Source organism: Bradyrhizobium sp. NBAIM18, from assembly GCF_020193825.1.
Lineage (GTDB): Bacteria > Pseudomonadota > Alphaproteobacteria > Rhizobiales > Xanthobacteraceae > Bradyrhizobium > Bradyrhizobium yuanmingense.
Genome location: NZ_JADYVO010000003.1, coordinates 250,488 through 268,813, shown reverse-complemented (window position 1 = coordinate 268,813; position 18,326 = coordinate 250,488). Strand labels below are relative to the sequence as shown.

Below are 18,326 nucleotides of genomic sequence, written 5' to 3'. Positions count from 1 at the left end.
ACGCAATTGCCTTGTCCCACACGTCATCGGGACATCGGCCTTCCTTCTCGATGGCCTGCCCAATCGCGCAGATCCTTAGCCAAGCGTCGGCTTGAGCATTCTCGATGCGGACGTCCGTGAGCCATTGTTGCCGGTGTTATTGGCGAGGTGCCGGGCCAGGCTACGTTCATGGGACTAGGACTGAGCCCGGGGCAGTTCACTGAGCCCAAGCTCAGCCTTCACAACATCATCGTCAATGATCAACATTGAAGCTCACTCCTCAGTTTGGAAGCGACTTCGAAGCTGGTGATGTCTTCAGGGTGGGCTACCGGGCCGAGCTGCGGAAACATCGAACAGCCGCGAAGATCGCGGGTGTCAAAGTTCCCTCGAATGCTCACCGGGGCGCCCGGGCTGGTTCAGGGTGTAGTCACTGAACGGTGCAAGACTGGAGCGCCCAGACACAAACCGACAGTGACGCCAATATACCAAATCTACCGTCAAACCAATCCTTAGCTCTCGGACGTCCACGCGGGGCAGCGTTGGCCGTCCCGCTAAGGCAATCCGTGGTCCGGCAGAACCAGCGACCACTTTGTTAGCGAGGCGCATTTGCTCGGCGCCGGGGCCCCCGTGAGAGCCCTCGAAACCGAAGGCCCCGAGAAACGACTTGGCTCTCCTCCGCAGCGTCGATGAAGCCAGTGGCCGTCACGGTAGCTACGACGCCGTCTGTTTGTGCCGATATCGTCCTTTTCTGCGCGATCCGACATACTCAAGGACTTGCGCTTTCTGAAGAGCACCAATGTCCCGACGCGCAATTTTCAGACATACCTCCCATTCCGCTACGATTTCCTTGGCGCCGCACCGACCTCCTTCCGCCAGACGTGCCAGAAATCAGCGTTGCGTTCGCTGAGCTCAATTTGATCAGGGACATTTATGGGGACACGTTTAGGGACACGTTCAGGGTCATCTTTTTGCGCAATTGCTAGCGGCTTCCTGCCAGCGGCTTCGCCAGCGACATAGGCCTTTCGAGCTGTGGCGAGCGAGAAGCGATCAACCGGATCGGATGGCGGACGTGCCGCCGGGCTTTCGATCAGACCAAGAACGAAAGCCCTGATGATGGGCGACGAAACCACGAGACGTAGGAAATACACTGTATCCGGGCCATGCTGTGCCGACAGCCAGTGCTTGACGCTTCTCTCGCTCGCGTCGGTTTGGTGCATGAGTTGTTTGACCGCCCTATGGCTGTCACCGTGCTCCTTGCGCAGTGGCGGAAATTCGCCGGGACCTCCGTTGCCGGAAATCAGAAGGCGCAAGTTGTGACGAGCCGGACCTTCTACGAAAGTAACCAGTTGGAACAGCCGGAATGTCCTATTTGGGCCGCAGAATACGTTCGCATGTCGACGGACCACCAGAAGTACTCGACAGAAAATCAGTCAGACGCAATCAAGCAATATGCCGAAGCCCGCGGGATCAAGATTGTACGAACATATGTCGACGCGGGAAAATGCGGCTTAAAGATCGAGGGGCGTGATGCGCTCCGACAGCTCATCGAAGATGTACAATCCGGCAACTGCGATTTCACGTTGGTTCTTGTCTATGATGTCAGCCGCTGGGGCCGATTTCAGGATGCCGACGAAAGCGCCTATTATGAATATATCTGTCGTCGCGCGGGCATCGCCGTCGAGTACTGCGCGGAGCAGTTTGACAATGACGGCAGCCCGATCTCGACCATCGTCAAAGGCGTCAAGCGCGCGATGGCCGGCGAATATAGCCGCGAGCTTTCTACCAAAGTGTTTGCGGGTCAGGGGCGACTGATCGAAAAGGGCTACCGTCAGGGTGGTGCGGCAGGATTTGGCTTGCGGCGAACCTTGATCGACGAACGTGGCGCGATCAAAGGAGTTCTCGGGCGCGGCGAGCAAAAGAGTATCCAGACTGATCACGTGATCTTGACCCTCGGCCCCCAGGAAGAAGTCGCTCTCGTCCGCAATGTTTACGAGGCTTTCGTTCATGAGGGTCGCAGCGAGGGAGAGATTGCTGCCGATCTCAATGAACAGGGTATCACAACCGATCTTGGGCGTCCCTGGACCAGGGGTACGGTCCATCAACTTCTGATCAATGAGAAATATGCCGGCGACAACGTTTGGAATCGTTGTTCCTCCAAGTTGAAGAAAAGGCGAGTGCGCAACGAACCGGGCATGTGGATTCGGGCGTACAATGCATTCGATCCGCTTGTCGAACGCGAGCTTTTCGAAGCTGCGAGAACGATGATTAACGCGCGCTCGTTCCGCCTCGGTCGCGCGCCGAGCTTCCGAACTCTCCAGAGCGCGTAGTACGGCTCCCGCATCCGAGCTGGCGTCAATGGATCAAGAGCTAGCGCGTCTTCAAGGGCGGCTCACCGATCTTCAAGAGCAGCATCGAAATCTGGCGAACCTCGTCGCCAACATCAAGCATTGGCTCTTGGGCGCGGCTGGGACCTATGAGATGGCAAAGCCGAGTCGCGCCAAGCCTGAGGGGACGAAGGCAACCCCGGCGCAAGCGGTGTCGAACCTGCGAGCGCAGATCAAGGCGCTCGCCGCAGAGCGTGTAAGAGTTCTGCAAGCGGCGCTACCTCTCGCCGATATCAAGAAGCAGGCATCAGCTTATGTCGCTGATCAGCGAGAGCGCGGCCGACCAAAGATTACCTTTGAACATGGGCGGCCTTTCCAAGCTCGATTTGAAAGTTCAGTTGAGGGCGCCTGGACGGCAAAGCAGGACATCGGCGCTGCGCTCGCTTGGCTCGACCCCGTGCGCGTCGTCGAGGATACTGAGGCGAGCAACCCGGACTGCCGCGCGATCAGAATGTCGTCATTTGCCGCTCAGTTCGCGCAACGAGCCTCGAGCGCATCGACGAAAGCGCGATCCCATCGGCCCTCACGGATCGCGTGGATGGTACCGTGTTCCTTTTGCTCCTGGGCCAGTGCTTTCTCGATGACCGTTGCAGCCAGGGAGGGTGGGAATGCAAGAAGGCCGTCCTGATCACCTACGATGATGTCGCCCGCGTTCACGGGCATGCCGCCGACGGTGATCGGGACGTTGATCGCTCCAGGACCATCCTTGTAGGGACCGCGATGGGTCACACCGCGCGCGTACACGGGAAAAGTGCGCTGACGGATTTCCGCGAGATCGCGAATGGCGCCGTCGAGCACCATGCCGGCAAGCCCGAGCGAGGCCGCGCCCAACGTCATGATGCCGCCGACCAGTGCGTTGGAGATATCGCCGCCGGCATCGACAACCATCACGTCGCCGGGACGACAAAAGTCGTAGGCGCGCAGGATGGCGAGGTTGTCGCCGCCCCGCGTCTTCACCGTCACCGCGGTGCCCGCCAGCGGCGCCGGTGAGTGATAGGGGATTAGCCCGATGCTGCCGCAATTGCGGTGCAACTGATCGCTGAGCAAGGCGACCGGAATAGTCATCAGTTTTGCGATCACCGCAGGATCGACTTGCGGGGCTGAGGGGTTCTTTGCGATGCCGGCGTCTGACATGGGATGCTTTCGATGGGGGTGTCAGCGGAGTTCGGAAACAGCGCGAGCGATACGATTGGTGCCGTCGTCGAGCACATCGAGCGACGTGGCGATCGAGATGCGGAAGTACGGCGACAACCCATAGGCGCTACCTTGAACTACCGCAACGCCAACGCTTTCGAGCAGGTACATGGCGACGTCGCTGTCGGTTTCGAGGCGCGCCCCGGCCGGAGTGGTTCGACCGATCAGGCCAGCGCAATTGACGTAGAGATAGAACGCGCCATCGGGCGGCAGGCAGCTCAAGCCCTCGATCTGGTTGATGCGCGTCAGCACGCGGTCGCGGCGGGTACGGTAAATCGCGACGCTTTCGGAAACGAAGCTCTGATCACCGTTGAGCGCTTCGACAGCGGCGGCCTGGCTGATCGAGCAGGCGTTGCCGGCTGCCTGCGACAGCAGCGTGTTCAGCGCACGGATCAGATCGGCGGGCCCGGCGATCCAGCCGATCCGCCAGCCGGTCATCGCGTAGGTCTTCGACACGCCGTTGACCGCAGCCACGCGGTCCGCCAGCTCGGGTGCAGCGTTCAGCAAATGCGGCGTTGCGCGGTCGTCGAAGCGGATGTGTTCGTAGATGTCATCGGTCATGACAAGTACGTGGGGATGCCGTGCGAGGACTTCGGCCAACAGGCGGTACTCCGCAACTGAGTAGCTCGCGCCTGTCGGATTCGAAGGCGAGTTGATGATCAGCCATCGTGTCTTGCCCGTGATTGCCGCTTCGAGCTGCGCCGGTGAGATCTTGAAGCCTTGGCTTTCCGGGCACGCGACAATCTTCGGAACGCCGTCGCAGGCAATCACCATATCGGGGTACGACACCCAGTAGGGCGCCGGGATGATCACCTCGTCGCCGGCCTCGATCGTCGCCTCCAGCGCGCTGTAGATGCCGCTCTTGCAACCGTTGGTGACGATGATGTCGGAAGGTGAGTAGACGAGATTGTTTTCGCGCTTCAGTTTCGCGGCAATCGCCTGGCGCAGATCGACGGAGCCGGCCAACATCGTGTAGCGGGTTGCGCCCTTGTCCATTGCCTTTGAGGCCGCGGCGCGAATGTTCGCGGGCGTATCGAAATCCGGCTCGCCGACGACGAGGCTGACGATGTTCTTGCCCTCCCGCTTCAGCGTCGTTGCCCGATCGGCTGCCGCCGAGCTGGGCGAAGGCTTGATGCGCTTCACGCGTGCGGAGATCCGAGGATGGTTCATAGTGATTGACCCTGGCTAAGCGAGGTGCGACGCTAGAGACACAGCCGGCCGCTGGCCAACACGAGTTCAATCTGGCCTGATAGGCATATCTTATGGATACTCTGCTCCCGGTCAGAGCAGAAGGTGGTCTGAGGAGACGACATGAATCTCAGGCGACTGCAGTATTTCGTGAAGATCGTCGACGTCGGCAGCCTGACGCAAGCGGCCGATGTGCTGCATGTGGCGCAGCCGGCGCTCAGTCAACAGCTCGCGACCCTGGAAGGTGAGGTGCGTCAGCAGCTTCTGGTGCGCACCAAAAGCGGCGTAGTGCCGACCGAGGCCGGAAAGGTGCTGTATCGCCACGCCCAGGTCATCCTCCGGCAATGCGACCAGGCGCGTGTCGACATGAATGCGGCCGCGAAGAACATCTCCGGGGCCGTGGCCGTGGGACTCGCGCCAGGGACTGCCGCGGCAGGACTGGCTTTGCCGCTGCTGCGGGCGGTACGGGCGCGGCACCCCGGCATTCTGCTCTATTTGAACGAGACCTATGGCACCACGCTTTCCGAGCTCGTAATGAACGGCCGCATGGACTTGGCGGTTCTCTACGGCGGCAAGACTGCCGTCCACGGTCTAGCCTTCCAGCCGTTGCTGCGCGAGCCGCTCTACCTTGTCGGCCGCGGCAGCATGGTGGCGCCACCGGCCGAAGTGCCGCTCGCGATGCTCGTGGACACCGAGCTCTACCTCGCGCGTCCCTACAATGTGGTCCGCAAGATGGTGAACGACGCGTTCGCGGCTATCGGCAAGGTGCCGAAAGTCGTGGCGGAAATCGAATCCGCCAGCACCCTGGCTGCCGTGATCTCCGATGGACTTGGCGCCACCATCCTGCCCGAATCGATGGCACGGCAGGTCGCTTCGTCCTGCGATGCCTGGCAATCCTGCATTATCGATCCGGTGATCGAGGCCCCGCTGGCGCTGTGCCAGTCCGATCACTTGCCGCTGTCCGAACCGGCGCAGGCGATCAAGGAGATTCTGCTGGAGCTTGTGGCCGGTCTGCCGGGAAACCTCGTAGCGCCTGAAGAGCGGTCTCAAAAGGCGTCATAGCGCTCCCTTATAGGGGCAAAGCCAATCCGTCTTGGTCGGCAGGAATCGATAGCGCTAGCGTCGAGTTCGGCGTTGCATGTGCAGGGCCACGATCCCGTATGGGGGGCGGAACATGGATTTGGACCGGATCAAGTGCCTGATCGATGCGATGGCTGCGTCTGATCTGAACGAGATGGAGTTCAGCGAAGACGGCTGGTCGCTCAGGCTGGTTCGTCGGGAGCAGCCGAACGATATGGTCCGGGCACCGATCAACAAGGCCCCGTCCGCACACGCCACACAGCGGCCGACTCGTGCCGAGCCCGATGCAACGCCGAAGAGCGAGGCGAACGTCGCAGCCCCCCTGTTCGGAATTGTCCATCTGCAGCCGGCGCCGGATGCGCCGGTCTTCGTTTCGGTAGGGCAGGCTGTGACGGCCGGAACACCACTCTGTGTCATCGAGGCGATGAAGATGTTCCACGAGGTTCGCGCCGAACAAGACGGCACGGTGTCCGCGATCCTGGTTGCATCTGGTCAGGAAGTTGAGGCCGGACAAGAACTGATACGGTTTGCGTGATCCCATGTTTAACTCGGTTCTCATAGCCAACCGGGGAGAGATCGCTCTGCGCATCCAGAGGACGTGCCGGCGTCTGGGGCTGCGTACGATCGTAGTCCATTCCGAAGCCGATCGAGAGGCGCTGTATGTGCGCCATGCCGACCAGGCGCTATGTATCGGGCCGGCCGCGGCCGCGCAGAGCTACCTGAACCAGAAGGCGATTTTGTTTGCGGCCGAGGTCAGTGGTGCCGAGGCGGTCCATCCCGGCTACGGATTTCTGTCCGAGAATGCCAGCTTTGCCGAGCAGGTCGAGGCCGCGGGGCTGAAGTTCATTGGTCCGGCCGCCGCGAGCATGCGCGTCATGGGTGACAAGATCGCGGCCAAGCGCGCCATGAGAGCGGCGGGCGTTCCATGCGTCCCCGGTCCCGATGCGGCCCTGACTGAGGATATTGATGTCGTGCGCATGGCGGCACACGAGATCGGCTATCCCGTGATCCTGAAAGCCGCGGGCGGCGGCGGCGGTCGCGGCATGCGGATGGTAGAGAGCGAAGACGGCTTGCGCGATGCGCTGCTCCTAACTCGAGAAGAAGCGCGGCGGGCGTTCGGCAACAGCGAAATCTATGTCGAGAAATTCCTTGGTCGCCCGCGCCACGTCGAGATCCAGGTGATCGCCGATGCGCACGGTAACGCGGTCTGGCTTGGCAGCCGCGATTGCTCGCTACAGCGGCGGCATCAGAAGGTGATCGAGGAGGCGCCAGCCCCGCTGATTCGGGATGCACTAGTCCGCGAAATCGGCGAGCGCTGCGCGGAGGCTTGCCGGCAGATCGGCTATCGCGGCGTCGGCACCTTCGAGTTTCTGGTCGAAGATGACGCGTTCTACTTCATCGAGATGAATACGCGCCTTCAGGTAGAACATCCGATTACCGAAATGACCACCGGGATCGATCTCGTCGAGGCTCAGATCCGTGTGGCGCAGGGTGAAAGGCTGCCGTTCAGGCAGGGCGACATCGCCTGTCACGGTCATGCGTTCGAGTGCCGCATCAATGCCGAAGACCCGGACAGCTTCGTGCCTTCGCCCGGTGTGATTAATATCTGGCAGATGCCGGGTGGACCTGGCGTGCGCATCGACAGTCACGCGAGTGCCGGTTACCGCGTGTCGTCGTACTACGACTCGCTGCTCGGCAAGCTTATCGTCCATGGCGCGACGCGCGAGGAGGCGTTGGCGCGGTTGCGGGTGGCGCTCGACGAGGCCCGAATCCAGGGGATTGCAACCAACCTGCCGCTACACCGGCGCCTCGTCGACGATCCCGATTTTATCAGCGGCGGTGTTAGCATCCACCATCTCGAGACGAATTTTCGGCGGAGCGGGCAGCCATGACGACGGATCGGCCTCGCACAAGCCTGCTCGGGACGACGGCCCTGCTGTTCGAGGCGCCGGGCGAGACCTCGCTCGAAACGCAGCGGCGGATCTGGGCCATGGCGCACGAGGCTGCCGGATTTCCCGGCGTGCGCGAAGCTGTGCCAGGCATGAACAACCTTATGTTGGCTTTCGTCGAGCCGCCGCGGCGGCCAGAGGAGATCGAACAAAGGCTGATCGAACTCTGGAACGTCGTCGCGCCGCTTCCGATCGCCGGGCGCTGCATCGATCTGCCCGTCGTCTATGGTGGCGAAGCTGGACCGCATATGTCCGATGTCGTCGAATACACCGGCATGAGTGTCGATGAGATCGTCGAACGCCACAGCGCGCCGACCTACACCGTATTTGCGCTCGGAAGTCACCCCGGCTATTGTTACCTCGGCGGCATGGATGTTCGCATCGCGACCCCGCGCCGCAAGGTGCCGGTGCTGAAGATTCCGCGTGGAGCCGTGTCAATCGGCGGTAGTCAGACCGGCGTGTCTGCCTCCGACGGACCCAGCGGATGGAACACGATCGGCAGTACAGAGGTCGCATTCTTCGATGTGAATCGCAGCCCGCCCGCGCTACTTCAGCCGGGCGACAGCGTCCGCTTCAAGGCCGCCCGGGTGCTGCGATGATCAGGGTTTTGTCAGCGGCCGCGCTTGCGACGGTCCAGGATCTCGGCCGTACCGGTGGGCTCAATCTTGGCGTCGGAACATCGGGCGCTATGGATCCGCTCGCGCTCGCCGGTGGCAACATTCTGCTGCGCAACGAGGAGAACGCAGCGGCCATTGAGATCCCGGTTTTTCCCTTCAAGGTCCGGTTCGAGCGCTCGACCGTTTTTGCCGTCACCGGCGCCGACTGCGCGGGACGGCTCGATGAAGCGCCGGTGTTGCCGTGGTGGGTGCATCGCGCCGAAGCGGGACAAGTGCTGTCGCTTTCGCTTCCCAAACAGACGACATGGCGGGCGACCCGCGCCTATCTGTGCATCGCGGATGGCATTGACGTGCCGGCTGTGCTCGGCTCGCGCAGCACGCAGTTGAGAGGCTCGTTTGGTGGCCACGAGGGGCGGCCGCTCCGCGACGGTGACGAACTGCCGACCGGCCGTTCGAACGACCGGGCCGCGTCTGGCTTCGGTCTAGTTCCGCCCGGCCTGGCGCTTCCCCTTGAGGCCGATGGCATGCCCGCCGTTCGCGTGTTGCCGGCTGCCGAGTACGACTGCTTCAGCAATTCATCGCACGATGCATTGTGGTCGACGGCCTGGAAAATCACCGCGCAGAGCGACCGGTATGGCTACAGGCTTGCCGGCCGTGAGCTCAACCCGCTGCGTCCACTGGAATTGCGCTCGCATGGCATCGTGCCCGGCGTCATTCAGGTGCCCCATGGCGGCCAGCCCATCATCCAGATGCGCGATGCACAGCCCTCCGGCGGCTATCCCAAAATCGGCACGGTGATCGAGGCAGACCTCTGGCGTCTCGGCCAAGCCCCGATCGGGAGCAGCGTTCGCTTCATACGCTGTAGCTGGGATGAAGCGCTCGATGCCTCGGCGGACATCCGCCGCTGGCTCGCAAACGCCCGTCGTCTGGTCGAGCTTCACTGCCGCGAAGGGAGAGGTCGATGAGCACGCCTCTCGATCACGTCGAGCAGTTGAGCGCCTGGCTCAAGGACGCCGATCTCGGGCTGCTCGAGCTGCGTGGTCCGAATGCTACGTTGCGCCTGGTGAACGATGGTGCATCGGTGCGCGTCCTTGATGGCGAGGAGATCGCGTCCGTCGACGAGCCCTCAATTACGGTCCGCGCTCCATCGCCGGGCATCTTTCTGGATCGTCACCCGCTTCACGAGCGCGCAATCGCTTTGGTCGCCGCCGATGTCCGGGCTGGCGATCCTCTCGGCTTCCTGCAAATCGGTCCTTTGCTTTTGGCCGTGCCCGCGCCTCGGGCAGGAACGCTGACCGATGTGCTGGTCGCGCACGGCACGATCGTTGGCTACGGCACGCCGCTGTTCGCACTGCAGCCGATCGAAGGTGAGACATCATGAAGATCGATCTCAACGCCGATATGGGCGAAGGTTTTGGTCCGTGGCCGATGGGCAACGACGAAGCGCTGATCGACCTCGTGTCTTCGGCCAACGTCGCGTGCGGCTTTCATGCCGGCGATCCCCTGATCATGCAGCGCACGGCGGAGCGCGCCAAGGCGCGCGGCGTCGACCTCGGGGCTCATGTCGGATTTCCGGACCGTCAGGGATTTGGCCGGCGCGTGATGCAGATCGACACCACCGAGCTTGCCGCCATGGTCACGTACCAGCTCGGCGCCCTCGATGGCATCGCGCGGGCCGTCGGGCATCGCGTCACGCATATGAGCTTTCACGGGGCGCTGGGCAACATGGCGGCTGCCGACGCCGATCTTGCCCGGCCATTGGTCCGCGCGGTCGCCGCGTTCGATCCCAATCTCCTGATCGTTTCCTCGAGCAGCCGCGCCATCGAGGGGGCGGCGGCGCAGTGCGGGATCAGGGTCGCCACGACGTTTCTGGCGGACCGGGCCTATGACGACGAGGGCCTGCTGGTGTCTCGGGCAAAGCCCGGTGCGGTCATTCACGATGCCGGGGTGGTCGCCGAGCGGGTCGAGCGTCTGCTGCGTGACGGAGTGGTCATCGCCGCCAGCGGAAAGGCGCTCGCGATGCCGGTCAAATCGATCCTGCTGCATGGGGATACCCAGGGCGCCGTCGAGCTGGCCCGAGGGATTCGCGCCTCGATCGAGGCGACCGGCGGGGAAATCGTGCCGGTTTCCCGGCTTGTGGCGGGCTCCGGCGGAGCCCGTGGATGATCATAAGGGGACCTTATCCCACCACAGTTAATCCGTCTTGGCGGTGAAGTTACGGGATCGTTTAGCGTGTTCAGAGGGTGAGGAACCAGATGCCATTCTCGGACTACAGGACTGCTCTCGTCACCGGCGCCTCGTCAGGAATCGGCCTGGCGGTTGTCGAGCGCCTGGCGCGTGAAGGCCTGATGGTCCATGCGCTCGCCCGGAGTGCGGATGCGCTGAGAGCTTTGGCCGATCGCACCGGCTGCATCCCGCACGCGGTCGACGTCAGAGATATCGCGGCTATCAGCAAGCTTGCTCAGGGCATCGAAGTCGACGTGCTCGTCAACAGCGCGGGCGTCGACCGGCCGAAGAAATTTCTTCAGGCGGATGCGGAGGACATCGATCTCCTGGTCGACGTCAACCTGCGCGCGATCCTGCATCTCTGCCGCCTGCTCGTGCCGGGCATGGCTCAGCGCGATCGCGGTCACGTGGTGAACATCACCTCGATCGCCGGCGCCTACAACTTCGCGGGCAATTCAAGCTACCACGCGACCAAGGCGGCCGTCAGCATGCTGACCAGTCAGCTCAGGATCGACTGCTTCGGCAAGCGCGTGCGCGTCACGGAGATCTGCCCAGGCCGGGTTGCAACCGATATCTTCGCCCATGTCCACGGCGACAGCGCCGAAACACGCGCGAACTTCATCGAAGGCTTTGAGCTGCCCGAGGCAAAGGACATTGCCGATGCGATCGCGTTTGCGATCGCGGCTCCCGTAGCGGTGAATGTGGGTTACATCGAAATCACTCCGACCTTGCAGGTGCCGGGTGGCCTGTCGACCACGCGCCCCGAGGGCTCCCCAAAACCCTTTCTCCCGACCTAGATGAGGGGCGCGCGATGAAGGGTTTCGACCTCATGGCCGTCCTGCTCAATCCGGAGTTCAGCCGGATGCTGGTCCATGGGGTGAAGATGACCTTTATCATCTTTATTGGCTCATGGTTGCTGGCGATGAGTCTCGGAATGATCCTTCTTGCGGTCCGGATGCTTCCGGGCCGGATTGCCAGCGGTTTTGTCGCGATCTACGTCTCCTACCACCGCAATGTGCCGACGCTGGTGCAGCTCATGCTCTGGTATTTCGGCATTTCGAGCCTGCTGCCAGGCTCCGTTCAGATGTGGCTCGGCGATCACAATGGCGAAGCGGTGTTTGCGGTCGTTGCTCTGGGGTTGTGTCAGGCTGCGTATTTCAGCGAAGATCAACGCTCCGGTCTGCGCGCCGTGCCGAGGGGGCAGTGGGAAGCCGCCCGTGCCCTGGGGCATAGCTACGTCGGAGCAATGACCTACATCCTGCTGCCGCAGGCGGTTCGCAACGCGATGCCGGCGCTGGTGAACCATACAGTCTCGCTGTTCAAGAACTCCAGTCTTGCGATGGCGATCGGCGTCGCCGAGCTCACCCACGCCGTCAAGGAGGTCGAGAACCAGAGTTTTCGACCGTTCGAGACTTATCTGATTGCCACGATCGTTTACCTCGTCTGCTCGCTGCTGCTGATGTGGCTTGGTCACTATCTCGAGCAGCGCAGCCGCATGGCCGGAGCGGTCTGATCATGTCGCTGCTCCCGAGCATGATCGATATCGTCAGGGACAACTGGCTGTTGCTGCTCGTCGGCCAGTATCCGAACGGCCCGCTTGGCGGCATCGCGGCCACCCTCATTCTCTCTGTCCTCGGCATTGCTTTGGCGTTTCCGCTGAGCGTAGCGATGGCACTCGCCAGCCTGTCGCCGTGGCGCGCGCTGCGCTGGCCGGTCATGGCCATGGTCTACATCACCCGCGGCGTGCCGCTGCTGCTGATCATCCTATGGGTCTATTTCGTGCTGCCGCTCTTGATCGGTCATAGCGTACCGGCTTTCGCGACCATGCTGGTCACGCTGGTCGGCTATGAAGCCGCATTCCTGAGCGAGATTGTGCGTGCCGGCATTCTGGCGCTGCCACAAGGTCAGATGGACGCCGCCCGCGCGCTCGGACACAGCCATCTCGGCGCGATGCGCTACGTGATTCTGCCGCAGGCGCTGTTCAGCATGATCCCGAGCATCCTCAGCCAGTTCGTTTCCACCATCAAGGAGACCACGCTCGGCTACATCATCAACGTCCCGGAGCTCACCTTTGCAGCCGGCCAGATCAACAACCGCTTGCTGACCAAGCCGTTCGAAGTCTACTTCATCCTTGCCATCAGCTACTTCATCGTTTGCTGGAGCTTGACGCAGGCCATCAACATGATCGAGCGGCGGATTGCCGCGCGCCGAACCGCAAGCGTGGCTGCCGAGTCTGCAATGCCTGCCACAGCCGCAAGCGCATCAGGGGCATGACCATGTCCCGTGAGACACCATCCGGAGATGCCGATCCGATGATCAAATTCATCGCTGTCCACAAGTTCTTTGGGGCGCTCGCCGCGCTGACCGACGTCAACGCCGAGGTCAAGAAAGGCGAGGTGGTAGTGGTCTGCGGGCCATCCGGTTCGGGCAAGTCGACGCTGATCCGCACCGTCAACAGGCTCGAGGAAATCCAGTCCGGCTCGGTGCTGTTCGAGGGCAAGGACGTCCACGCCAAGCTGCGTGGCTCCGCGCTGAACCACCTCCGGAGCCGCATCGGCTTCGTCTTCCAAAGCTTCAACCTGTTTCCGCACCTGAGCGCGCTCGACAACGTCATGCTATCACCGATGAAGGTGAACGGCGTCAAACGCAGCGACGCGCGCGAAACGGCGCTTCGGCTATTGGACCGCGTAGGCCTCTCGGCCAAGGCGCAGAACTACCCCGCCCAGCTCTCCGGTGGACAGCAGCAGCGCGTCGCAATCGCGCGAGCGCTCGCCATGGAGCCGCCGGCGATGCTGTTCGACGAACCGACCAGCGCGCTCGATCCGGAGATGGTGGGCGAGGTGCTCTCGGTCATGCGCAGGCTTGCACGTGATGGAATGACCATGATGTGCGTGACCCACGAGATGAATTTCGCGCGCGATGTCGCCGACCGTGTTTGGTTCATGGACGCCGGAAGGGTGCTCGAGACGGGAGCTCCGGGCGACTTCTTCCGCTCACCACAGCATCCGCGTGCACAGCGCTTCCTATCGGACCTGCACACCCGATGACCATATTGCCTTGATGTGATCAACCAGAAGGAGAGTACGAATGTCTTTCAAGAACCGTTCGATCGGCTTGGTGGCAGCGCTCACAGGCCTTGCCGGGATCGCGTCGATGGCGTGCGCCGACCAGCTCTCGGACATCACGCAGCGCAAGGAACTGCGCTGCGGAACCTTCGCGGACGTACCACCGTTTGCGGCCCCTGATGCCAAGACGCGTGAGATGGTCGGCTTTGACGTCGACCTCTGCAAGGCCATCGCCCAACGCTGGGGCGTTGTCGCCAAGATCACTCCGCTCTCGGTCGAGGCGCGCGTGCCCGAGGTCAAGCTCGGTCACGTCGACATCACGGTGGCGAACCTCGCCTACACGCTGGGACGTGCCGAGCAGATCCAGTTTTCCGATCCTTATTATATCGCCAAGGAAATGCTGGCAGTAAAGGCGAGCGACCCCGGGACCGCCAAAGCCGACTTCAAGGGCAAGCGGCTGGCGTCGACCAAGGGATCGACGTCGGAACTCGCGATCAAGATGAACGAATCCGACCCGCTGACTTTCGTCGATACTGGTTCGGCCTTCATGGCGGTTCAACAGAACAAGGCCGTCGGAATGGTCGCGAATACCATGACCATTACCAAGCTCGTGAACCAGTCCAAGGAGGCCGGGCAGCCGCTAAAGATGATCGAGGAGCCGATGGTCCTGCAGCCGATCGGCGTTGGCATGAAGAAGGACGAGCCGGCGCTGCTCGCGAAGATCAACGAGACCCTACTCGCGATGGACCGGGCCGGCGAGATCAACCAACTCTGGGACAAGTGGCTCGGTCCGAGCACCGAGTTTAAGATGACACGCACCGACAAGGTCGCGCCGCTCAGCCAGTTGAAGTTCACGCCTCTCCCATGATTTTGAGTTGGCCATTCACATCGATTGGAGCAGGTTTTATCCCGGCTAGGGGCCCGTCGCTGCTCTTTCGCCGGCGTGTGTCCTATCGAACGTGCTGCGAAGAACTTCAGCGCGGGGAAATGGCATGTTCGCCATCGAGTTGCGCCATGAGCCAATCTGCAAAGGCTCGTACCGCAGATCTCTGTCGGCTGGCGCGCGGGTAGATCAGGCGATGGCCGACGTAGCGGATATCGTTGGCGCGTCCTGCCAGCGGCGCAACCAATCGCCCGCTCGCCAGTTCGCGTTCGGCCAGAAGCGTTGATTCTAACGCTACTCCCAATCCCTCCGCTGCCGTTGCGATTGCCAGAAAGCTGCGATCAAACCTCATGCCGTGCAGGGCGGGGGCTTCCAATCCGTTGGCGGTAAACCATTGGTGCCATTGCACCTGCTTCACGTCGGAGCGGATCAGCGTCTGATCGAGAAGGTCGGCAGGCTTCCTGATCGATTTTGCGAGAGCAGGGGAGCAGAGCGGGGTGACCGTCTCCTCGGGGAGAGGAACAACCTCCACGCCCTCCGCGCGCGGCGGCCCGTAGACGATATCGATATCGAAATCATCGTTGCTGAAGCGAGCGTAGTCCGTGCTCGCAGCCAGCCGCACTTCGAGCTTCGGATAGGCGGCGAAAAATTGTGCGAGGCGTGGTGCCAGCCATTGCGCAGCAAAACTAGGTGCCGAATGGACGCGCACCAATTGTGGTCCGCGCGCGGCGACTTCCTCGAGGCCACGGCGAAGCTGATCGAAGGCCGCTCCCGTGTGACGCATCAGATTTTCGCCGGCCGGCGTGAGCCGCACTGATCGCGCGCTGCGTTCGAACAGAACGGTGCGGAGCGTGTCCTCCAGCTTGCGGATCGCATGACTGACCGCACTCGGCGTCAGGTGAAGCTCATTCGCGGCATCACGGAATGATCCCGTGCGAGCAGCGGCTTCAAAGGCGCGAATTGCCGATATCGGGACATTCGACAGCATTCCATAAGTGAACCAGATTCATCGATCCGTGACAACTGTGCGTTTGTCTGCTGCGCCTCCGCGGTTCATTCTTGGCCTGCCAAGGGAAAAAATTCGCGGGAGGAACTGATGCTGCTCAGCACTAAGGCGGCCATCATTTCGGGCGCGGCATCGCCGCGCGGCATCGGGCTTGCCACGGCACGGCGGTTCGCCGCCGAGGGCGCCCGCGTCGCCATTCTCGACGTTGACGCGAGCGCGGCGGCGGACGCCGCGGCGTCGCTTGGCACGTCCCACATTGGGCTGCGATGCGACGTCGCCGATAAATCATCCTGCGAGCAGGCCGTCGCTCGCGTGATGGAAGCCTTCGGGGGCATCGATATTCTCATCAACAACGCCGGCATCACCCAGCCGGTCAAGTTCCTGGATATCTCGCCGGCAGATTGGGATCGCATTCAGGACGTCAATCTCAAGGGCATTCTGTTCCTCTCCCAGGCGGTGATCCCGCACATGCGCGCACGCAAGTCCGGATCGATCGCCTGCATGTCCTCGGTTTCGGCCCAGCGCGGCGGCGGAATCTTTGGCGGCCCGCATTATTCGGCGGCCAAGGCTGGCGTGCTCGGTCTCGCAAAGGCGATGGCCCGTGAGTTCGGCCCGGACGGCATCCGCGTCAATTGCGTGACGCCGGGCCTGATCGGCACCGATATCACCTCGGGCAAGCTGACCGACGAAATGAGGGCGAAGATCCTGGAAGGCATTCCGCTCAATCGCCTCGGCACGGCAGACGACGTCGCTGGCATCTACACCTTCCTGGCTTCGGATCTCTCCGCCTACGTGACTGGTGCCGTGATCGACGTCAACGGTGGCATGCTGATCCACTGAGCCAGCAAGACAAGGTCCAGATCGATGGAAACGCTGACCAACACGCCCAAGCTGACGGACCGCGCCTATAACATTCGCCGCAATGCGCTGCGCATGGGCGAGGTCCAGGGGCAAGGCTATATCGCACAGGCGCTGGACATCTCCGACGTCCTTGCCGTGGCCTATTTTCACGCAATGCGCTACCGGCCGGAAGATCCCTCCTGGGAAGACCGCGACCGCTTCCTGTTATCAAACGGGCACTACGCCATCGCGCTTTATGCGGCTTTGATCGAGGCGGGGATCGTCCCCGAGGACGAGCTCGAAACCTATGGCAGCGACGAGAGCCGCCTGCCGATGTCTGGCATGGCGTCCTACACGCCCGGAATGGAAATGTCGGGCGGCTCGCTCGGGCTTGGGCTCAGTATCGCCGTCGGCATGGGCCTGGGGCTCAAGCGCAAGAAATCCGAGGCGCGGGTGTACACGTTGTTCTCCGACGGCGAGCTCGACGAGGGCTCGGTCTGGGAAGCCATCCAGTCGGCGGGCCATTACAGGCTCGATAATCTGATCGGCATCGTCGACGTCAACAATCAGCAGGCGGACGGTCCTTCGACGCAGGTGATGGCGTTCGAGCCGCTGGTCGAGAAGCTTCAGGCTTTCGGCTGGTTTGTGCAGCGGATCGACGGCAATGATCTCGATGCCGTGGTTGCGGCATTCGATGCCGCCAAGTCTCACCCAGCGCCCAAGCCGCGCATGATCGTCGCCGACACGCTGATGGGCAAGGGCGTTCCTTTCCTGGAGCAGCGCGAAAAGAACCATTTCATCCGGGTCGAGCAGCACGAATGGCAGCTCGCGCTGGCCGCGCTGGAAGCCGGGAGGCAGGCATGAAGACCGTCAGATCAGCACCCCAGCCGGGCAAGCCGCGCCTGACGACCTCAGCCATGATCGCTTCGATCGCGGCGGAGGGGCAGAAGACGAAGCCGGCGCCGTTTGGACACGCGCTCGTCGAGCTCGCGCGCAGCCGTCCCGATGTGGTCGGCATGACGGCCGATCTTGGCAAATACACCGACCTGCACATCTTCGCGAAGGAATTTCCGGACCGCTATTATCAGATGGGCATGGCCGAGCAGCTTCTGTTCGGGGCGGCCTCCGGTCTTGCCGCCGAAGGCTTCATGCCATTCGCAACCACATACGCGGTCTTCGCTTCGCGCCGCGCCTACGACTTCATCCATCAGACGATCGCAGAGGAAGACCGCAACGTGAAGATCGTCTGCGCGTTGCCCGGCCTGACGTCGGGGTATGGCCCGAGTCATCAAGCCGCAGAGGATCTCGCGCTGTTTCGCGCGATGCCGAACATGACGGTCATCGATCCCTGCGATGCTCATGAAATCGAGCAGCTGGTGCCCGCGATCGCGGCGCATCAGGGGCCGGTCTACATGCGCCTGCTGCGAGGCCAGGTGCCGGTCGTGCTGGATGAATACGACTACAAGTTCGAGCTCGGCAAAGCCAAGCTGGTTCGTGACGGGAAGGATGTTCTAATCATCTCATCCGGCATCATGACCATGCGTGCGCTCGAGGCTTTGCAAACTCTGAAGAACGACCGCGTCGATGCTGCGGTGCTCCATGTTCCGACCATCAAGCCGCTCGACGCCGAGACGATACTGCGTGAAGCCGGCAAGTCAGGCCGCTTGGTCGTCGTCGCCGAAAACCACACGACGATTGGCGGTCTCGGCGAGGCGGTTGCCGCACTCCTGCTGCGTTCAGGCATCCATCCGCCGTTCCGCCAGATCGCATTGCCGGACGAATTTCTTGACGCCGGCGCACTTCCGACGCTGCACGACCGCTACGGGATCTCCACCGCCGAGGTCGCAAGGCAGATCAAGCAGTGGCTTTAGCGCACCAGCACTAAGCGCCAGTCACGCCGAATCCGAGTGAAGAG

20 protein-coding genes are annotated in these 18,326 nt (G+C 62.2%); 16 read left to right on the top strand and 4 right to left on the bottom strand.

The features are described from left to right. Nucleotides 1-815 precede the first annotated feature (815 nt). Complete coding sequence (locus I6F17_RS08735; RefSeq protein WP_225125116.1) at nt 816-1,196, bottom strand: hypothetical protein; 381 nt, start codon at nt 1,194-1,196, stop codon at nt 816-818. An 18-nt stretch (nt 1,197-1,214) separates the two neighbouring features. Here I6F17_RS08735 and I6F17_RS08730 point away from each other — a divergent pair, with 18 nt between their 5' ends. Then, the gene (locus I6F17_RS08730; RefSeq protein ID WP_346656595.1) at nt 1,215-2,306 is read left to right on the top strand and encodes a recombinase family protein; all 1,092 of its coding nucleotides are present in this window, start codon (nt 1,215-1,217) and stop codon (nt 2,304-2,306) included. A 525-nt stretch (nt 2,307-2,831) separates the two neighbouring features. On the opposite strand, the gene I6F17_RS08725 is transcribed toward I6F17_RS08730, so the two are convergent. Together I6F17_RS08725 and I6F17_RS08720 are read right to left on the bottom strand one after the other, a co-directional pair. Continuing rightward, nucleotides 2,832-3,497, bottom strand: a complete 666-nt coding sequence (locus I6F17_RS08725; RefSeq protein WP_225125118.1) for an RraA family protein — start codon at nt 3,495-3,497, stop codon at nt 2,832-2,834. Nucleotides 3,498-3,518: 21 nt separating this feature from the next. Next, nucleotides 3,519-4,727 carry an aspartate transaminase gene (locus tag I6F17_RS08720; RefSeq protein WP_225125119.1) on the bottom strand — a complete coding sequence of 403 codons (1,209 nt, stop codon included), beginning with the start codon at nt 4,725-4,727 and terminating at the stop codon, nt 3,519-3,521. Between the two features lie 141 nt (nt 4,728-4,868). Here I6F17_RS08720 and nac point away from each other — a divergent pair, with 141 nt between their 5' ends. The 12 genes from nac (at nt 4,869) to I6F17_RS08660 (ending at nt 14,550) form a co-directional block, all read left to right on the top strand. Beyond that, nucleotides 4,869-5,807, top strand: coding sequence for a nitrogen assimilation transcriptional regulator NAC (gene nac, locus I6F17_RS08715; RefSeq protein ID WP_225125121.1), 939 nt, complete (start codon nt 4,869-4,871; stop codon nt 5,805-5,807). A 112-nt stretch (nt 5,808-5,919) separates the two neighbouring features. Then, a complete protein-coding gene (locus I6F17_RS08710) occupies nt 5,920-6,360 on the top strand; it encodes an acetyl-CoA carboxylase biotin carboxyl carrier protein subunit (protein ID WP_225125123.1) in 441 nt (146 codons plus the stop codon). A 4-nt stretch (nt 6,361-6,364) separates the two neighbouring features. Further along, the gene (gene accC / locus I6F17_RS08705) at nt 6,365-7,717 is read left to right on the top strand and encodes an acetyl-CoA carboxylase biotin carboxylase subunit (protein WP_225125161.1); all 1,353 of its coding nucleotides are present in this window, start codon (nt 6,365-6,367) and stop codon (nt 7,715-7,717) included. Next, the gene (gene pxpB / locus I6F17_RS08700) at nt 7,714-8,373 is read left to right on the top strand and encodes a 5-oxoprolinase subunit PxpB (protein WP_225125172.1); all 660 of its coding nucleotides are present in this window, start codon (nt 7,714-7,716) and stop codon (nt 8,371-8,373) included. The genes accC and pxpB overlap by 4 nt, the downstream gene beginning before the upstream one ends. Continuing rightward, complete coding sequence (locus I6F17_RS08695) at nt 8,370-9,356, top strand: biotin-dependent carboxyltransferase family protein (protein WP_225125174.1); 987 nt, start codon at nt 8,370-8,372, stop codon at nt 9,354-9,356. Before pxpB ends, I6F17_RS08695 begins: the two co-directional genes overlap by 4 nt. Further along, nucleotides 9,353-9,772: a biotin/lipoyl-containing protein gene (locus tag I6F17_RS08690; RefSeq protein ID WP_225125176.1), complete on the top strand. Its 420-nt coding sequence runs from the start codon at nt 9,353-9,355 to the stop codon at nt 9,770-9,772. Before I6F17_RS08695 ends, I6F17_RS08690 begins: the two co-directional genes overlap by 4 nt. After that, nucleotides 9,769-10,557 carry a 5-oxoprolinase subunit PxpA gene (locus I6F17_RS08685; protein ID WP_225125188.1) on the top strand — a complete coding sequence of 263 codons (789 nt, stop codon included), beginning with the start codon at nt 9,769-9,771 and terminating at the stop codon, nt 10,555-10,557. Before I6F17_RS08690 ends, I6F17_RS08685 begins: the two co-directional genes overlap by 4 nt. Nucleotides 10,558-10,646: 89 nt before the next feature. Next, nucleotides 10,647-11,414 (top strand): SDR family oxidoreductase, encoded by a 768-nt coding sequence (locus I6F17_RS08680; RefSeq protein WP_225125190.1) that lies wholly within the window; start codon nt 10,647-10,649, stop codon nt 11,412-11,414. A gap of 14 nt (nt 11,415-11,428) precedes the next feature. Then, on the top strand, nt 11,429-12,130 hold the full coding sequence (locus I6F17_RS08675) for an amino acid ABC transporter permease (RefSeq protein ID WP_225125192.1): 702 nt from the start codon (nt 11,429-11,431) through the stop codon (nt 12,128-12,130). Nucleotides 12,131-12,138: 8 nt separating this feature from the next. Next, nucleotides 12,139-12,891, top strand: a complete 753-nt coding sequence (locus tag I6F17_RS08670; protein ID WP_225125407.1) for an amino acid ABC transporter permease — start codon at nt 12,139-12,141, stop codon at nt 12,889-12,891. Nucleotides 12,892-12,929: 38 nt separating this feature from the next. Beyond that, a complete protein-coding gene (locus I6F17_RS08665) occupies nt 12,930-13,664 on the top strand; it encodes an amino acid ABC transporter ATP-binding protein (protein ID WP_225125194.1) in 735 nt (244 codons plus the stop codon). A 40-nt stretch (nt 13,665-13,704) separates the two neighbouring features. Continuing rightward, nucleotides 13,705-14,550, top strand: a complete 846-nt coding sequence (locus I6F17_RS08660) for an ABC transporter substrate-binding protein (RefSeq protein WP_225125196.1) — start codon at nt 13,705-13,707, stop codon at nt 14,548-14,550. A 106-nt stretch (nt 14,551-14,656) separates the two neighbouring features. Here I6F17_RS08660 and I6F17_RS08655 read toward each other — a convergent pair whose 3' ends face one another. Continuing rightward, complete coding sequence (locus I6F17_RS08655; RefSeq protein ID WP_225125198.1) at nt 14,657-15,553, bottom strand: LysR substrate-binding domain-containing protein; 897 nt, start codon at nt 15,551-15,553, stop codon at nt 14,657-14,659. 108 nt (nt 15,554-15,661) lie between these two features. Between I6F17_RS08655 and I6F17_RS08650 the strand changes: the two genes are divergently transcribed. The 3 genes from I6F17_RS08650 to I6F17_RS08640 are packed head-to-tail and all read left to right on the top strand — an operon-like array spanning nt 15,662 to nt 18,282. Further along, a complete protein-coding gene (locus I6F17_RS08650) occupies nt 15,662-16,411 on the top strand; it encodes an SDR family oxidoreductase (protein ID WP_225125200.1) in 750 nt (249 codons plus the stop codon). Between the two features lie 24 nt (nt 16,412-16,435). Further along, nucleotides 16,436-17,275 carry a transketolase gene (locus I6F17_RS08645; RefSeq protein WP_036008392.1) on the top strand — a complete coding sequence of 280 codons (840 nt, stop codon included), beginning with the start codon at nt 16,436-16,438 and terminating at the stop codon, nt 17,273-17,275. Next, nucleotides 17,272-18,282, top strand: a complete 1,011-nt coding sequence (locus I6F17_RS08640; protein ID WP_193374973.1) for a transketolase family protein — start codon at nt 17,272-17,274, stop codon at nt 18,280-18,282. The genes I6F17_RS08645 and I6F17_RS08640 overlap by 4 nt, the downstream gene beginning before the upstream one ends. The last annotated feature ends 44 nt before the right edge of the window (nt 18,283-18,326 follow it).

Bases quoted from the DNA above. Each gene is read 5' to 3' on its own strand.
- I6F17_RS08735 (WP_225125116.1), bottom strand. From the start codon at position 1,196: ATGCACCAAACCGACGCGAGCGAGAGAAGCGTCAAGCACTGGCTGTCG.
- I6F17_RS08730 (WP_346656595.1), top strand. From the start codon at position 1,215: ATGGCTGTCACCGTGCTCCTTGCGCAGTGGCGGAAATTCGCCGGGACC.
- I6F17_RS08725 (WP_225125118.1), bottom strand. From the start codon at position 3,497: ATGTCAGACGCCGGCATCGCAAAGAACCCCTCAGCCCCGCAAGTCGAT.
- I6F17_RS08720 (WP_225125119.1), bottom strand. From the start codon at position 4,727: ATGAACCATCCTCGGATCTCCGCACGCGTGAAGCGCATCAAGCCTTCG.
- nac (WP_225125121.1), top strand. From the start codon at position 4,869: ATGAATCTCAGGCGACTGCAGTATTTCGTGAAGATCGTCGACGTCGGC.
- I6F17_RS08710 (WP_225125123.1), top strand. From the start codon at position 5,920: ATGGATTTGGACCGGATCAAGTGCCTGATCGATGCGATGGCTGCGTCT.
- accC (WP_225125161.1), top strand. From the start codon at position 6,365: ATGTTTAACTCGGTTCTCATAGCCAACCGGGGAGAGATCGCTCTGCGC.
- pxpB (WP_225125172.1), top strand. From the start codon at position 7,714: ATGACGACGGATCGGCCTCGCACAAGCCTGCTCGGGACGACGGCCCTG.
- I6F17_RS08695 (WP_225125174.1), top strand. From the start codon at position 8,370: ATGATCAGGGTTTTGTCAGCGGCCGCGCTTGCGACGGTCCAGGATCTC.
- I6F17_RS08690 (WP_225125176.1), top strand. From the start codon at position 9,353: ATGAGCACGCCTCTCGATCACGTCGAGCAGTTGAGCGCCTGGCTCAAG.
- I6F17_RS08685 (WP_225125188.1), top strand. From the start codon at position 9,769: ATGAAGATCGATCTCAACGCCGATATGGGCGAAGGTTTTGGTCCGTGG.
- I6F17_RS08680 (WP_225125190.1), top strand. From the start codon at position 10,647: ATGCCATTCTCGGACTACAGGACTGCTCTCGTCACCGGCGCCTCGTCA.
- I6F17_RS08675 (WP_225125192.1), top strand. From the start codon at position 11,429: ATGAAGGGTTTCGACCTCATGGCCGTCCTGCTCAATCCGGAGTTCAGC.
- I6F17_RS08665 (WP_225125194.1), top strand. From the start codon at position 12,930: ATGATCAAATTCATCGCTGTCCACAAGTTCTTTGGGGCGCTCGCCGCG.
- I6F17_RS08660 (WP_225125196.1), top strand. From the start codon at position 13,705: ATGTCTTTCAAGAACCGTTCGATCGGCTTGGTGGCAGCGCTCACAGGC.
- I6F17_RS08655 (WP_225125198.1), bottom strand. From the start codon at position 15,553: ATGCTGTCGAATGTCCCGATATCGGCAATTCGCGCCTTTGAAGCCGCT.
- I6F17_RS08650 (WP_225125200.1), top strand. From the start codon at position 15,662: ATGCTGCTCAGCACTAAGGCGGCCATCATTTCGGGCGCGGCATCGCCG.
- I6F17_RS08645 (WP_036008392.1), top strand. From the start codon at position 16,436: ATGGAAACGCTGACCAACACGCCCAAGCTGACGGACCGCGCCTATAAC.
- I6F17_RS08640 (WP_193374973.1), top strand. From the start codon at position 17,272: ATGAAGACCGTCAGATCAGCACCCCAGCCGGGCAAGCCGCGCCTGACG.